We start from the raw sequence: 16,651 nt of genomic DNA, 5'->3' as shown, positions 1-16,651 counted from the left end.
CCATGAAACCGTTCGCTCTGCTTCGCTTCGCTCCGTCCCGTGTCGATTTCCTGCCGCTCGTCGCGACGCTCGTTTCCGGCGCGGCGCTCGTTGCCGTATCGCTGTGGGCCGTGCGCTCGCTGACCGTGTCCGACGCGCCGGCACCTTCGCCTGCCGCATCGCCCGCGCCGCTCGACGTCACCGCGAGCGCGCAGCTCTTCGGCGCAAAGCCCGACAACGGCCGCGACGCGATCCAGTTGCTCGGCGTACTCGCGTTCGACGCGCGCCGCGCGGCCGCGATCGTCAGCATCGGCGGCGAGGCATCGCGCGTCGTGTCGCTCGGTGCGGCGATCGGAGAAGCCGCAAAACTCGCCGAGGTTCGCGCGCGCTCGATCGTCGTCGAGCGCAACGGCGTTCAACGCGAAATCGGACTGCCTGCCGCGGAGAAGGCGAACGCGTTCGTGCGCTGAGCCGCGTATCACTGCACCATGTTGTTCAGCTCGATGATCGGCATCATCACCGCGAGTACGATCACGAGCACGACGCCGCCCATCGCGAGGATCAGCAGCGGTTCGAGCAGGCTCGTCAGGAACATCGTGCGGCGCTCCAGCTCGCGCGACTCGCCTTCGGACGCACGGTCGAGCATCGTCGTCACGTCGCCGGTTGCCTCGCCCGAGCGGATCAGGTGCACGAGCACCGGCGGGAACGTCTTCGTGTGGGCCAGCGCCCGCGACAGCGCAGAGCCTTCCCGAACGCGCACGATTGCATCGTCGACGTTTGCGCTCATTGCACGATTCGACAGCGTTTCGCCGGCCGCCTGCAATGCGCGCAGGATCGGCACGCCGGCCGCAGTCAGGATGCCGAGCGTGCTCGCGAAGCGCACCGTGTTGTAGCCGCGCACGAGCTTGCCCGCGAGCGGCGCGGTCAGCAGCCAGTGATCGAACCTCAGCCGCGGCCCCTCCTGCGACAGCACCTTGCGGATGGCGAACACGATCGCGACCATCGCAAGAAGAGACGCCCACCACCAGTGCCGCACGAAATCGGACAACGCCATCATCACGACCGTCAGCGTCGGCAACTGCTGCTTCGTGCTGGTGAACACGTTGGCGACCTGCGGCACCACGTAGCTCAGCAGGAACGTGACAATGCCGAACGCGATCAGCGTGACGATGCCCGGATACGTGAACGCGAGCAGGATCTTCTGCTTCAGCGCGTTGCTCTGTTCGATGTAGTCCGCGAGACGCGACAGCACGACGCCAAGCTTGCCCGTATGCTCGCCGGCCGCGACGAGCGCGCGATAGATGTCCGGAAAATCGCGCGGATGCTGGCCGAGCGCATTCGCGAACGAGTGGCCGCCGACGACTTCCGCGCGGATCGACGCCATCAGCTCGCGCAGGTATTCGCGTTCGGCCTGCTCGCTCAGCACCGACAGCGATTCGTCGAGCGGCAGCCCCGCGACCAGCAGGCTCGCGAGCTGGCGCGTGAGGATCGCCTGCTCGCGCTGCGACAGCTTGCGGCCGAGCGACAGGCGTTGCTGACGCTCGCCGTGCAGGCGTTGCGCGGCCAGTTCGACGACGAGCGGCGTGAGCCCCTGCGTGCGCAGATGGCTGCGCCCTGCGCGCGCGCTGTCGGCTTCGAGCACGCCTTTCAGCGTGCGGCCGGTGGGATCGATCGCTTCGTAGCGGAATGCCGACATGTCTGTGCCCTCCTGTCACGCGTAGGACGTTTTCCGACGACGTCGCGCAACGCGCCGGACGGAGTCGCCGAGGAAGACTAAGGAGCGAACCGGCGCAAATTTGTGACGGATGTTGGGCTACCTTTTTGGCGGGCTTTATTACTTTCGGCCGCCATTCTTATATCGGAAAAACGATTTCATTCCGGATCGCAAAAGCAGTCATTCAAACATTAACGATCACGCACTCACGAATCAGCGTTCTTTTATAAAACTCATTCAATCGGTTTCCGGAATATCTCAACAGGTAGCTCATTCGTCCCTGGAAGAAATGTTCCGTAGCATCCGCCACGAAACTGACTTGGAGTTGCTATAGCGCGGCACCGCATGCGCGGACCAGCCCGAGTGACGCACGAAAACGCGTCCCTGCGCCCTACCACAAGGCGGTTCGAAAGCACCCAGCAACGCTCCACGGCGCAATCTCAACATCCGGGAATCACGACACACATCGAATACCAGCGAAATCGACGCTTTATCAATCCGAATAACGCAATGACTTATTCGATGAAAATGTTACGCACCATTCGTTATGAAAAATTCACACGCGTCATTCGGATTTCCCCCTACATTTACCCGGCGGTCCATAAGTACTCCAACCGCAGTAGCAGGGGTTCCCGTTTATCTTCGTCCAAGGAAATTTCTCATGAAATCCAGCAAGCGCAAGATCTGTCAAGTCCTCGCTCTCCTCGTTTCCGGTCTGGGCGCCACGGCCGCGATGGCCTCGCCGAACGTGCAAGGCGGCGGTTCGTCGCTCGTCGCCCCGACCATCGGCGCGATCGGCAACAGCGCGACCGAAATCGGCCTGTTCGGCACCGCCGAAGGCTCGTTCACGTATTTCTCGGTGGGTTCGGGCGCAGGCCAGAACGCATTCCTGAACAACCAGCCGACGTTCTTCGGCGCAGGCGTCACGGGCACGGTCCACTTCGCGAACAGCGACGCAGCACTGTCGACCGCCCAGCTCACGTCGTACAAGGCCGGCCTCGGCGCGACCAACGGCCCGCTGATCCAGATCCCTTACATCGTCACGCCGATCACGGTGCCGGTCGTCAACGGCCCGGCCGTGACGAGCACGACGACGCCGCAAACGACGCCGGGTCAGGCGCATAGCATCGCGCTGAACGACGACGATCTGTGCGGGATCTTCTCGGGCAAGCTGACGAACTGGAACCAGGTCACGAATCCGGAAACGAGCGCGGTGTATACGACGAACGCGCCGATCAAGGTTATCTATCGTTCGGACGGCAGCGGTACGACCGAACTGCTGACCCGCCATCTGGCGGCTGTTTGTAAGACTGCCAACACGGCGACGGGCGTGACGTTCGTCGACTCGCTGACGTTCACCGCATCGTTCCCGGGCGGCGTCGTACCGTCGAACTTCACCCCGGCTTCGGGTAGCGGCGGCGTGCGCAACGCACTGTCGGCTTCCACGGGCGCTGCGGTCGCGTACCTGAGCCCGGATTACACGAACACGTTCCTCGCCCCGTCGAGCACGGTCGTGACGTCGGCAGGTGCGCTGCAACTGCCGGTGGCGAGCCTCGTGAACCAGACGAACGGCGTCTACTATGCCCCGACGTACGCGAACGCGACGACGGCGCTCGGTACCGTTACGCCCCCCGGCAAGCTCACCGCAAACAATCCGGCAGCCTGGGTGCCCGCTGCCGGCAACCCGGTTTCGGGCTATCCGGTTTCGGGTACCAGCCAGATCATCCTGAGCCAGTGCTACAAGGATGCGACGGTCAAAACGGCGGTGCATGACTTCCTGAACAGCCACTACACGAACGCCAGCTTCGCGTCGATCGTTCACGGCAACGGCTTCGACACCGTGCCGTCGAACTTTCAGACCGCGATTTCGGCCGACTTCCTGAGCAACACGAGCGGCTTCAACCTCGACATCGGCAACGCGGGCGTCTGCACGGGCACGGTGGTCGGCCGTTAAGTCGCCGGCAAGCTGACTTCCGAGCTCTAGACAACTGCGCCCCTGGGTTACCAGGGACGCAGTTTCATTTGGTCGTCTTCAACATATCCGTCGGGCGAGCCGCAACGACTCCGAACATCCCGTATCGCAATCGGAATTCCCCCACGGTCTCATGACATGCAAGAAGCCCGGGTGGACTGATAGGCGGCATAACTTACGTTCACGTCGGAATCGTTCCGTTCCGCTCATCGAACGACCCGCACGAAGCATGCAAAATAAAACGCGGGTCACCGGTACAACCGGCGACCCGCGTCACGCCATGCGTTCGTCCGAATCAGATCTTGCCTAACCTGGCACGTTCCTCCGGCGTCAACGTGGCCCGTTGCGTTGCGCCTGCGTGACCGAAGCCGAGAATCGACACCGCGTTCGATGAATCGTAGCCGACTTGCTGCTTGTGTTTCTTCATGCCGTCGCCACCCGCATCGCCAAAACCTTCGACCTGCACCGAAATCGTCCAGCGACGGACTGACCCGCCGGATGCGTTGTTCTTCGCAATGTCCTGCGCGACTTGCGTCGCAGCCGATGCAGCCGCGCTCGCGGCCGTCAACGCACCGGTATTCACCGCCTGCACGAGCGGGATACCCGACGCCTTTCCCGTCACCTGAATGTTGTCGGCATTCACCACGCGCAGCGCGGCGACGTTCAGGTTGCCTGCGCGAATCCCTGCATCTCCCGCATCGACCGTGCCGCGCGGCGCGATCAGGTTGATCGTGCCGATCGGCACGCCCGGCACGCTCTGCAGCGTCGCGATGCCCGCACCGGTGACCTGCCCGCGCGCGTCGACCGTACAGTAGTGGTTCGCATCGCATACGTATTGCGGCGCGGGCGTACTGGCCGACGACTTCGAGCCCTTGCCCGCGTTGATGTCGCCGTTCGAGCTCCAGATCGTCATGTCGCCGCCCTGCTCGGTGAAGATCCGGCTCTGCGCCAGAAGGACACTTCGGTCCGTAAAGATGTCAATGTCCCCCTTCTCGAGCGTGAGAATCCCCATCGTCCCCGGCCCTGCAATCACCTTGCCGGTGGTGGGATCGACGATCTGCGGCGGTGCGGATGTACTGCCGATCAGCGCCTGCCCGCCCGGGCCGAGGATCGATACGTTGCCGCCCTGCTGCGTCTGGATGGTCGTACTGCGAATGTCCAGGTCGCCCGTATCGATCAACTTGTTCGCACCGTTGCTGCCCCCGCCGAGATTGTTGGCCGTGTAGCCCAGCGAAGCCGGGAACATCGTATTGAGCGCCTCGTAGCCGCGTGCATATTTCTGATAGTACGGACTGGCGGGATTGTTGTAGTCCTCGCCGACGCTGGTCAGCACCTTGAACAGCACCTGCTCGGCAAAGAGCTGCTGGACATACCGCGGCAGCGCCTTGAATTTCGACCACGCTTCGTCCGCGGTCAACGGCTTGATCGCCGGCTGATCGTTGAGCAGCCCCGTATCGACCGAAAGACCCGCCTCGTATTGCTCCACGAATGTGACGAGCGCAGGCGTCGCACTGGAAACGCCGGATACGAATTTCGCTGGATCGACGTACGTCGAAACGAACGAAGCGGTATCGATACCCGGCCCTACGCCGAACAGTACATTGACGTTCGCGCTCTCATGGGGCAGATACGGGTTGTTCGCGTTTCCGATCGCATTGATGCCAGTGACTATGCCGCTCGGATTCGTCAGGGCGGAGTTCACGTCCAGTTGACTGGTCAGCGGGCCGATGTTCCGACCAGCTTCAATATCGAATGTACCTGGCCCGCCAAGCGATAGAACAGGCACGACGACGTTGTGTAGCGGTGTATCGTAGATATCTCGCCCAGCGACAATACGCGTCACGTCGGACTTGCGCAGGTTTTGTCCGAGAAACGACAGGTTCACGATGTCGCGCCCGGCCTGAATCAAAGCAGGCTTGTCGATTGCGACAGGAACCAGATTGTCGTAGAAACCTGCGGCAGCACCGGTCGCCTGCAGCACGCCATCGACAATATCGCCGTTCAAACTGTAAATTCTTGCCGGAGCGGTATCGTCGCCATGCAGCGCAATCGGATCATGTGCCGCCGCCGATGCAACGGTCGGATTCGCGACAAACGCATTCGGCTTGGCCGGCGAGGGCATCGCGAACGGATCGGCATCGAGCATGCCGAATACCGGTCCCCCGTCGTGAGCCAATCCGTTGACGCTCGACAAATTGACCGACTGATCCGCAATCAGGTTCAGATTGCCCGACGCCGACGGATAAAGTTCGCCGCTCGCCCCCACCGTGATGCCCCCGGTAAACGCGGTCAAGCTCACCGACGCCGGCAGAATGGACGACAGGTCGATCCTGCCCGGTGTCTGCGTAACGGTCGAGCCACCGCCGATCAGATCGGCTCCCGCCAGCGTGCCGATCGAGACATCGCCTGTAGTCGACACGATATTGACAGCAGACGTCGACGAATAACCCTGCATGTCGGCTTGCTGCTTGTATGCATACAACAACGTATTGTTTTGCACGTACGACGGATCGAACACGCGCCCGATGCTAATGCCTTGTCGCGCGTTCACGTCGAGCACGCCGTCCTGTGTCGCCAGCAACGTATCCACCGTCACAGGAGGCTGACCGAGAAACTGCGAGGGCACCGTCACATCCGCCCCGACCTTCCCGCCCGCCGTGATCGTGCCCGATCCTTTCGCGACGAAATAACCACCGCTCAGAATGTCTCCGCCGGCCCTCACAGTCAGATTGCCGCCGCCGACCGTATTGACGGTTGGGTTGTCGGTGTTGGTGCCGGTCAGATACCACGTCGTTGGCAACGACACCGACAAGTCGGAAATATTGCCGCCTGCCGACACCGACACGTTACCGCCCGCGCTCAACACGCCTTGATCGAATGCACCGAAGTTGATCGACGTCTGCACGGTCTGCGTCGCAGGGTTGGTCGCCCCGACTACGCCGGTCGGATTGCCGATCTGCATCCACTGCCACCAGAATTGGCTGATGTTGGCGCCCTGCCGTCCGGTCACCGTGCCGCTTACATCGGTCAGATACTCCGCGCCCGTGATATCGCCCTGCGCATGAATCGTGATATCGCCGGCCGAATCCGGATTGACGGCGGACGTGACCAGAATATCCGGATTGTTGTTCAGGCCATGGACGATCGAAAGACCCGTGCCGGAGGCCGGCGCCCCTGCGGCAGGCGCACCGCCGGTGTAAATCACGCCGGGAACCAGCGCGTCCGGGCTGCCCGGCTGTATCGAACCGACGTCGAACAACGCAATGTCGTTGGCCGCCGCTATATCGATCGAACCAGTACCGGTACGTATCATCGTCGGCGCCAGCACAGCCAGGCCGTTGTTGTCCACAAACGTCGTATGCCCGTCGAAAGTCACGCTCTTTCCGTTCGATCCGCCTCCTGCGCCCGGCGCCTGGAGCGCAAGCGGATTCGTGCTGTTCAGATCCGCCCCTGCGACCACGCGGAACGAACTACTCGACCCACCCGTCAGCGAAGCAGACACAAGCGGAATTGGAACCGTCGCAACCGACGTCGGGGTAGGTGAATTGTCCGTTACCGCCGGCAAGCTGATCGTCGTTGTTCCGATTACCGATACGGGCTGAACTTTCGGTGCCTCAAGGTTGGCCACCAGCGGAAATTGCAGTTGATGCTGGACCATAAACTGTACGGTATCGGACAGATACTTCTGATACTGATTCAGATAGATCAGGTAAGAACCGGGATTCGATGCCTGTTCGGCTGCCGCCGGCACAATTGGCGCCACGGGCTGACCGGGCAGCTTCGTAGTGGAATTTTGCTGCTGAATTCTGTAGACAACCTCAAAATTGGTAAAGGTTGACGGCATATTCAGCGCTGACGAAAAATTCGTCGCGGTCTGGTCGAGGAATTGCGCATACGCAGAATAAAGCGCGTAGTACTCGGCAATCTCGTCCGGCGTACCGCCGGTCGGTTGACCTGGACCAGACGTCAGGCCACTGTTCGCGAAGTACGAAAGTCCAACGCCCAACACCCCCCCGTAGTACCCCGCCGGTGCGTCGAATATCGACTGCACCGCATTCAGCGTCGACAACGGCGGCACCGGAATCGTTCCACCGCCGCCCAGCGGGTTCGCGATCTGGAAAAACCCGTCCGACAGACTCGCCTTCACCTTCACATTATTCTCGGCGCGCAGCGTTACAACCGGCGCCTGCCCGTCGAACCGGAACGCGAGATTCGTCGGCGACGCACCCGCACCAAGGTTCCAGTTCGTCAGCACCTGGATATCGCCGCCGTTGATCGCCGCACTCGGGTTGTCGAGCTCGATCCCCGGCACGATGCGCGCATTCGCGATGTTCTTCCCCGCGAACGGATCGACCAGCGTATCGAGCCCGTGCTGCACGAATCCCATCAGCGTGCCCGGCGCCGCCGTCGACGCATCGCCGTTCTGATATCCGTAGAAGGTCTGGTGATCCGCATTCGTGCCGCCGCTCGCGGGCGCGAAATACATGTTGTTCAGCCCGCCGAACCCGATCGTGGAATTCCCGCTCTGAAGCTGTGCCTGCGTGACGCTCGCCGATGCACCGGTCGCCTGATTCGTCAGCGTGCCGCCGCCCGATCCGTCCGGCGTGAACGAGAACGTCGCCGGCGTGCCGGATGTGCCTTGCGCCGTGAACGTGCCGCCCAGCAGATGCCCGCTCTTGTCATACCATCCCGCCGGATCGATGACGCCATCGAAGTGCTTCGCACCCGTCGTCGCATCCGTCGTGCTCCACACCGCATACGCTTCCAGCGTCGTCGCGCGCGAACCGACGATCCCCTTGCCGTTGTTGAACGTATCCGGCAGATTGAGATTCACGCCGTTGTCGATCAACAGCGGCGCGCGGAAATTCACCGTGCCGCCCGACAAGCCGCCCGCCGTCCCGCCCGACACGTCGATCAGCGCATTCGCACCGAGCGTGATGGCGCCAGCATTCCCGCGCAGGATGTTCTCGTAACCATAGGTCGCGTTGTACGCGATCGCGTTGCCGTTCGCGTCGACGATCGTCGGATCGAACAGCGCAGTCGTGCCGATGTTGACCTTGCCGCCGCGCTGGTTCGGATCGGAGCCACGCGCGAGCAGCGAACCTTCGATGTCCACGCCGTTGCGGCCGTACAGGTCGATTTCGCCGCCCGCCTTGCCGGACGCATCGATCGTTCCGAGCACGTTCACGTTGCCGTTCGCCGTATCGGCCGCACTGCCCACGCCGCCGTCGGCCGTGAGTTGCACCGAATGCGCGGTCAGCGTGTTGCCCTGCGACAGCGTCAGGTTGCCCGTCTTCGTGCGAATCGCGATCGCCTGGTTCACGCCGCTCGATGCAAGCGTCTTCGACAGCGCATCCAGATCGGCTGCGCCGCCCGTATTCAACGAGAACGCGCCGCCCGCATAACCGCTCGCCGCACCGCCCTTGATCGTGCCGTTCAGGTTGACGACCTGTTGCGGCGCCGACAGCGCAAGGCTGCCCGCCGCACCGCCGCCGCTCGCCCCGGAAAAATCGAGCGTCGAGCCGGCCTGCACGTCAACCGTGCCCGCATCGGCCGTCAGCGTGATCGACCCGGCCGGCGCGTAGCGCGTCACGTCGAAGAACTGCTTCGACACGCCCGCCGAGCTGACCGTCGAGCCGCCGCCGATCGTCAGGTTGCCGCTCGTCGCTTCGAGCGTGACGTTGCCCGCCGGCGCGCTGATCGTCGCGCCGTTGTCGGCCACGGTGCCGCCGATGAAGGTCCATGCACCGCCAACCGCATCGCGCTTCAACGCGGTACCCGACGCACCGTTCAGCGTCAGCGCGCCCGTGGTCTTCACGGTCGCGGCCGAGCTCGTATCGGCCAGATAAACCGGCGCATTGAGCGTCACCGGCAACGCGCCGAAGTCGAACGTTCCGGTGCCCTGTCCGACGATGCCGCCCGTCGCATTCATCACAGCCGAGCCGAAGCCGCTCGCGCTCTTCGTACCCGTGCCGAAGTCGATTTCCTTCGCGTTGACCGTCAGCGTGCCGCCGCCGGCCATCGCCGTGCCGGGCGTGGCGCCCATTTCGTTCGTAAACGCGATCTGCTGTGCGTTCAGCGTCACGCGGCCGCCGTCGCTCGTGAAGGTGCCCGCGCTCAGATCGACGCTGTTGCCGAACGTCGCGTTCACGTCGCCGACAAAACCGATCGCGCCGTAGCTACGCAGCGTCACCTGCTGCGCATTCGCAAACTGTGCGAGGCCGGCCGGATCGATCACGAAACCCGGCAGGCTCGCGGCCGCGCCGCCGCTCGCGTTCGTGAACGTGATCGCGGCACCGTCCGCCGTGATCGCCTTGGCCGACAGCGCCGCAGACGGATCGACCTTCAGGTTGCCGGACGAATCGAGCAGCAGCGCCTGGCCACCCGCGAGCGTCGCACCCGCGCCGACCGTCAGCAAACCGGTGCCCGTGCCGCCCGTGCGCGTGAGCGGTGCCATCGCGCCGTTCGACACGCGCAGCAGCGCGCCATCGCCGGCGACCGAGATCGGCTGGTCCTTCGCGGCCGGATAATCGCCCTGCGCGGTAATCGATGCGCCCGCATCGACACGCAAACCGTTCGCCGCGTTCGGATCGGTGCCGCTGCCGTCGGTCTTCGTGACGAGCAGAATCTCGGGGCCCTTCAGCGTTGTGTTCCCGTCGTTCGACAGGACGACGCTGTTCGCGATCGGCGTGATCGTGACACCGCTCGTCGTCGCCGCTCGCGTGCCGCCGATCAGCAGGCTGCCCGCGTTCAGCGAATCGAGCGCGTCGCTGCCGATCTGCAGATAACCGGGCAACGCCGCGCTGCCGTTGCCGGTGATCTGGATGTCCTGCGATGCGATGTCGACCTCGGCCGGCGCGCCGCCCGTGCCGGCTGCCGCGTTCAGCGTCGCGCCGAGCGTCAGCGCCTTCGTTGCCGCCAGCACCAGCTGGCCGCCGTCCACCGGCAGCGGCGGCGTCACGTTGCCCTTGCTTGCGGCAAGTTTCGTGAAGTACGCGTTCGCCCCTGTCAGCGTGTATTGCGAGTATTGCTGCCACACGCTGTTCGACTGCACGTTGAACAGCGTCGGCGTCGCGCTGCGGCTGCCCGTCAGCGCGTCCGCGAAATAGCCGGCCGTCACCACCGTGCCGTCCTGAAGTACCTGGCTTGCGCCCGGCACGAGATTGCCGGCCGTGCTCGACACGGTCACGCGATACGCGCCCGGGACCGTCGCGTACTTGCCCGGCAACAGCGTGTAGTAGCCGGGCGCCAGCCCCGGCACACCCGACAGATACACGGCCTTGCCGACCGGGTCGGTCAGGCTCGCCTGTCCCACTCCCATCGTTGCCGTCGCGGTCGTTGCCGTACCGTTTTCATTGGTGGAAGGCTGTACCGTCTGCGCGAGGGTCGGGTCATAAGCCGCGACCGGCGATTGCTTGCCCGGCAGGATCGCATAGACGTTGCCGGCCCCGGTATTGACCGGCACTGCCGTCGCGCCCTTGCCGCTCGCATAGCTCACGTTGTATTGCGACAGCACATCGCGCGTGCCGCCGGTGCCCGGCACCCATTCGACGGCCTGCAGGTCGCCGCCGCCGGACAGGTCGATCGTCGCGCCCTTGTCGAGTGCGACGTTGCCGCCGTTCACGCCGACATATTTCGCAGGCGGTGCGGTCAGGTCGGCCGTCGTCGTGCCGACGACCGGATTGAACTGCCACTCGACCCCGTCGACCGTCGTGCCGTACGGGATGATCGCGCCTTCGTTCGACACCGACGTCACGCTGCCGCTTGCCAGCCTGACCGAATCCGTCGCGACCAAGGGCAGACCGGCAAACTGCGCCTGCGTCGTCGTATTCGACGGATCGCCGATACCGAACACGAGCGTGCCCGACGGTGCGTGCACCGTGCCGCCCTGCACGATGTTCGTTGCGTCCACAAGCAACGTACCGCCTGCGGACAGCGGTGTGCTCGACGTGCCGTTCGACGCGAACGTGACCGTCGTCGGCGCCGGCTTGCCGGTTGCCGGATCGGTCGGGCCGACCGCGTCGACGATGAACGTGCTGCCGGTCGCCGGATACAGGTCCGCCGCCTTGAACGTCAGGTCACCCGGCGTATATAGGACGCCCGGCGCCAGACCTGAAGTCTGTGACCGGCTTGCGCTCGTCGAACTCAGGCGGATATCGCCACTGCTGGTGAAGTTCGCGTGGCCGAAATTGTTGAGTTGAAACTGGTTCCGCAGGTCGATGAACGACGCGTTCACGTTGAGCGTCGCATCGGAAACAGTCGCGACCGGCTTGAACGCCGGCGACTGCGTCGTCTGTGTCGGTCCAGTCAACGCGACATACGGCGCATCGATCTCGACCGTCGTGCCGAGCGGTTGCTGCGGCGGCTGCGCGAGCAGCATCGAGAGTACCGTCGGCGGCGTCGAATTGTTGTCCGGCTGTTGGGCCGGCGTCGACAGCAACGTGGCGAGCTGATCCATGCCAAGTGCGGCGATCCGGCCGGTATTCAGCGTCACCGATCCCGGCAGGTTCAGGTTCACGTTCCCGGCGAACACGATCGGTGGGACCGGCTCGGCGATACTGGACGGCGCTGCGCTGCCGAGCACCAGATTCGCGATGCCCGAGCCGCTCAGCCGGTCAGCGGCAAACTGAATGACGCCGGTCGGCTGGCCGATTGGCAGTCCGGTCGTCGGATCGATCGCCGTCGCCAAGCTTTGCCCGGGTGCCAGGCCGACCGGCGTCAACTCGCCACTTTGCCGGATAACGAGCGCGGTCGCGCCGGCGAACCCTTTGTTCTGCTGCGGCAGAATCGTCAGCGTTCCGCCCCGCGCCTGTGTGCCGCCCCCATGCGCGGCGAGCGTCGCGTCGGCGAAGAGACCATACCCGGCGGACAGCGTGATCGAACCGGCATCGCTCCACACCGGCTGAGACGCGTAAGTACCGTTCGCCTGCAACTGGTCGAAGTTCGCTGACGTACCCGACACATCGATCTTCGAGCCGGCCTGAGCGACCACATAACCCGCATCGCTCGACAGCGCGACCGAGCCGCCCGGCAGTACCTTGCCGGTATTCGGCACAACGGCCGCCCCGCCGATCTTGACCGGCGCGGCGAGTGGATTCGCGAGCGCGATACCCGACACGTCGAGCGTCGCGGCCGGGCCAAGCCAGACCGATCGACTGTCGCTCGCCGTGAATATGCCGTACTGCCCCGTCTGTGCGAACGTGCCACTCGAATCCGCGCTGAGCGTAATCGACCCGCCGGGCGCCACGATCGAGCCGAGTACCGTCACCTGCGTCGGCGAACCGAGGCCGATCTTCGCGCCGGCATCCGCATGAATCGACGCGCCGGACGACAACGTAACGGCCCCCGTCACACCCGGATACGACGGCGCCGTATTCGACTGCGGCAGCCATGATGTGTAATTGCCACCCGTCAACACGAGGCTCGTGGGCTGCCGGTGATAGTCGTCGAGACGGCCCGACGTCGTCAGGCCCGACTTCGACAGGTTGGCGCCCGTCGCCGTTTGCTGAAGCGCGGGCAGGCCGGGGATCAGATTGCGTTGCGTTAGCGCGACCGTCGCGCCGGGCGCCACCGTGGAGTCGTAGTACGCGTTCAACACGTACTTGCCAAAGCCCTGCTGCGCGAAAAAGCTCTCCGGCAAATAGACATCCCAGGGTGCAGCGGCCTTCGGATCGCCGCCGATCCGGAAACCGAGTGCCTGCAACGCTAACGTGCCACCACCCGAGAAACCGTCGCTGACGATCGTCCCGTCGAGTGCGATCGTACCGTTGGCGGGCTGCGTGGTCGGCATTACCGGAGCGCTGTCGCCCGTGTGACCGAACTGTGTGGTGACCGAGGCCGCGTAGGTCTGAAGCGATACGTTGCCGCCGCGCCCGACCGGCACGCCGTTCCGCATCAGCAACTGGCCGTTCGCCAGCAGTTCGCCACCGCTCGACACGTCGAGCACGCTTCCGGGCCGCAGCAGAATCGATCCCGTCGCGTCCCTGAAACCGTCGCCCGAGTTTCCGACCGTCTGCTCGCCGGTCGACAACGCAATGCTGCCGCCATTGATGAACTGGCTGTTGCCGGGTGTCGTGCCGGGCGCCGCCTGCACGTCGTTGTTGACCCATTGACCGGCGGCACTGATTACCGCCTGCGGCCCCACGATGACGTTGCCGCCACTTGCAATCGAAATCGTGCCCGACGGCACGATCAGCTTTCCGGCCACGTTGACATCCGCACCGAGCGGTGCGCTGTTGAGCGAAATGGAGCCCCCCGGCTGCAATGCCAGTTGCGTGCCTTGCGGCACGACAATTCCCTTGCCGCCGGATTTGTCCTCGGTCACGTTCAGGTTCGCGAAGCCGCCGTTGTTCAACGTTGCGACCGGCACTACGGTGGTCGTCAACACGTTGCGCGGGTCGGTCGCCGGCAACGCCTGCAGTGCCGTCTTGTCGAGCGGCGTATCGATCGAAAAGCCCGGCGCGAGGTCGGCGAGCTGCGGCGCATTGTCCTGCAGCACGACGAGGCCGGCGGTGCCTGACGCATAATCGTGATTGTTCGACGTCAGGTGCACCAACGCGCCGCCGTCGAGCTTCGGATCGGCCCCGAGGTTGAACGTCCCGCCACTCGGCAGGCTGTTGCCCTGCATCTGCTTCGCGCCACCGAACGCCTGCGCGCTGATGTCGCCGTCCAGCACCGTCGACTGCAGCGCAAAGATGTCCAGCGTGCCCGCATTGCCGCCGACGATGTAGTCGCCCTGGTACGCGCCCGCCGTCTGTAGCGGGTTGTACCAGGACTTCGTCACGCCCCAGCGTGGATGCGATTCGATGAATTGGCCGGCAATGCCGACATAGGTCTCGTACGGGCTCGCCTGCCCGATCGGCACGATGGCGCCGTTCGCATCGACCAGGCGCGTGGTGTTGACCATCCCGCCGTCGTAATGCACGTAGCCGCCGTTCAGGTTCATCGACGAACCGGTTGCGGTCATCACCTCGTTGCCGGACAGCGTGATCGAACCGCCATTGGTCAGCAGTTGGTCGACCGTGCGCGGAATCAGGTTCACGTAGCCCGACAGGTTCAGGATCGGGCTGCCGACCCACTGCACGCCGTCGCTGCGCGTGCCCGTCAGCGTGCTGTCGAACACGAGGTTCTTGTACCCGAGCAGGAACCCGTTGCGCAGCAGCGGCGAATCCGCGAGTTCGTTCTGCCCGATCCGGTCGACCGTCACGAGCGTCTGCGAGATCGGTACCTCGACGTTCGCGAGGCCCGACACGTCGATCGTCGCGCCGTTGTCGAGATAGATCCGGCCGGGCACGGCGGTCTGGCCGGCCGGCGCCTGCGCACCTGATGCCGAAGGCGACAGCGCCGTGACGGATACCTTCGAACCAGGCGCCTCGATCAGCGAGCCGCCCTGGAACCAGACCGAGCCGGCCGTCATGCCGATGCTGCCCGGCGTGAAGGTTGCGCCCGGCGTCGACGGCGTCGTCTGGCCGTTGCCGTCCGGCATCACCGTCGTCACCGAGTCGGGGCCGAAGCTCAGCAGGCCGGCGCGATGCGTGTCGCTGCCGCCTCCGGTCGCGTCCGTCGTCTGAATCGCCTGTCCGAGATAGGCGGCTCCGACCGGATTGTTCGAACTGTATTCGTCGACCGTGGAAATCGTGATCGTGCCGGGCGCGTTGACGCTCGTCGTCACGCCAACCACCCCGTTCTGCGCAACACGGCTGCCGAGCAGGTTCACGTTGCCGCGTGCGGCCTCGACGATACCGGTATTGGTCAGCGTGCCGGCCGGCGTGATGTCGGTTGTCGTGCCATTCGGCCCAAGCAGCATGATCTGCCCGCTCAGTTCCGGCAGCAGTACCTGAGGATTCACCGCGGCGCCGCTATTGGGCCGCAGGCTCACGCCGACACCGGCCGCCAGCACGACCTGCCCGTCCGTCGCCTTGATGTGCCCCGCGTTCGTCACGTTCGGCGCCGCGATCATCACGAAACCACCGTCGCTCGCGTTGCCGTTCGCGTGCGTGGTAATCGACGCGCCCTGTTCAATGGTGATGTCGCCCCACGGCTGATATTGGCTGGCCGACGTGAGATTGACCTGGTTGCCGAGGCCCAGCACCTCGTTCGGAATCCGATTGCTGCCATTCACCCCCGTCGAACTACCCGACTCCGGATACGCGAGCCCGCCCGTCGTCCCGGCCGGGAGGCTCAGGAACTGCCTGTTGCTCGCGACGATCCCGGCGGCATCCTGCGCAAGCGTACTGTCCGCCACAACCGGCACCTTGTTCTGCAGGGTCTGGTTGTAGTTGTTCATGTTCAGCACGTCGAGCGACGACGCCACCAGCGAATGCACGTTCACCTGCGACCCGGCCCCGAACAGCACGCCGTTCCGGTTGATCACGTACACGGCCCCCTGCGCGGTGATGTTCCCGAGAACCTGGCTAGGCCTGCCACTCGGATCGTTGATCCGGTTCAGCACGGCCCAGTTGTTCGCGCCGTTCGTCTGCGTGCCGCCCGACTGGTCGAAGTTCAGCGTCGTCTGCCGCCCGACGTTCATCGTCTCCCACGTCAGCACCGCGTTCTGCCCGGTCTGCTTGACGTCGACGTTCACGTGCCCGGTCGTGTCGACGCTCTGCTGAGGCGCGTTCGCGTTGAACCACAGCACCGGATTGTTGGTATCGCCCGTCGCCCCCGCCGCGACCTGCAGCCCGCCCGGCGCGAGCCCGTTCGGCACGGTCGACGGCAGCTTCGCCGCCGCCGCGGCCGCGTTCTGCTGCGCGGCGATCTGCGCGGCAATCGCGTGCGCGGCATAACCGAGGTTGCGGATCGACGGCTGGCTCGCCTGCAGCGCCTGCTGCGGCGACACGCCGAGATTCGGCATGCCCGGCACGCCGCCGGCACCGCCCGCGCCGCCGCCCGACACGCGCGCGGTGGCCTGCCCGAGGTTCGTGATGCCCGCCGCATGCGCATGCGCGGACACGCCCGCCGCGATCATCAGCACGACTGCCCGGTAC

The 16,651-nt window shown here is 64.6% G+C and carries 4 protein-coding genes; 2 read left to right on the top strand and 2 right to left on the bottom strand.

Translation table 11 applies throughout. The features are described from left to right. Positions 1 to 2: 2 nt before the first annotated feature. Positions 3 to 449, top strand: a complete 447-nt coding sequence (locus tag ABD05_RS26240) for a general secretion pathway protein GspC (RefSeq protein ID WP_047902907.1) — start codon at positions 3 to 5, stop codon at positions 447 to 449. 8 nt (positions 450 to 457) lie between these two features. On the opposite strand, the gene gspF is transcribed toward ABD05_RS26240, so the two are convergent. Further along, positions 458 to 1,675 carry a type II secretion system inner membrane protein GspF gene (gene gspF, locus ABD05_RS26235; protein ID WP_047902906.1) on the bottom strand — a complete coding sequence of 406 codons (1,218 nt, stop codon included), beginning with the start codon at positions 1,673 to 1,675 and terminating at the stop codon, positions 458 to 460. 679 nt (positions 1,676 to 2,354) lie between these two features. Between gspF and ABD05_RS26230 the strand changes: the two genes are divergently transcribed. Then, a complete protein-coding gene (locus ABD05_RS26230) occupies positions 2,355 to 3,647 on the top strand; it encodes a substrate-binding domain-containing protein (protein WP_047902905.1) in 1,293 nt (430 codons plus the stop codon). Positions 3,648 to 3,960: 313 nt separating this feature from the next. Here the strand turns inward: ABD05_RS26230 and ABD05_RS26225 are convergent, their stop codons facing one another. Next, positions 3,961 to 16,632: a filamentous haemagglutinin family protein gene (locus ABD05_RS26225; RefSeq protein WP_047903816.1), complete on the bottom strand. Its 12,672-nt coding sequence runs from the start codon at positions 16,630 to 16,632 to the stop codon at positions 3,961 to 3,963. Positions 16,633 to 16,651 lie beyond the last annotated feature (19 nt).

Origin of the sequence: Burkholderia pyrrocinia (genome assembly GCF_001028665.1) — a bacterium.
In the GTDB taxonomy this organism is placed as follows: Bacteria; Pseudomonadota; Gammaproteobacteria; order Burkholderiales; family Burkholderiaceae; genus Burkholderia; species Burkholderia pyrrocinia.
The sequence above is the reverse complement of the archived record's forward strand: the minus strand, read 5'-3'. Positions and strand labels throughout refer to the sequence as shown.

Coding starts and splice junctions, on each gene's coding strand:
- ABD05_RS26240 (WP_047902907.1), top strand. CDS start 3: ATGAAACCGTTCGCTCTGCTTCGCTTCGCTCCGTCCCGTGTCGATTTC.
- gspF (WP_047902906.1), bottom strand. CDS start 1,675: ATGTCGGCATTCCGCTACGAAGCGATCGATCCCACCGGCCGCACGCTG.
- ABD05_RS26230 (WP_047902905.1), top strand. CDS start 2,355: ATGAAATCCAGCAAGCGCAAGATCTGTCAAGTCCTCGCTCTCCTCGTT.
- ABD05_RS26225 (WP_047903816.1), bottom strand. CDS start 16,632: ATGATCGCGGCGGGCGTGTCCGCGCATGCGCATGCGGCGGGCATCACG.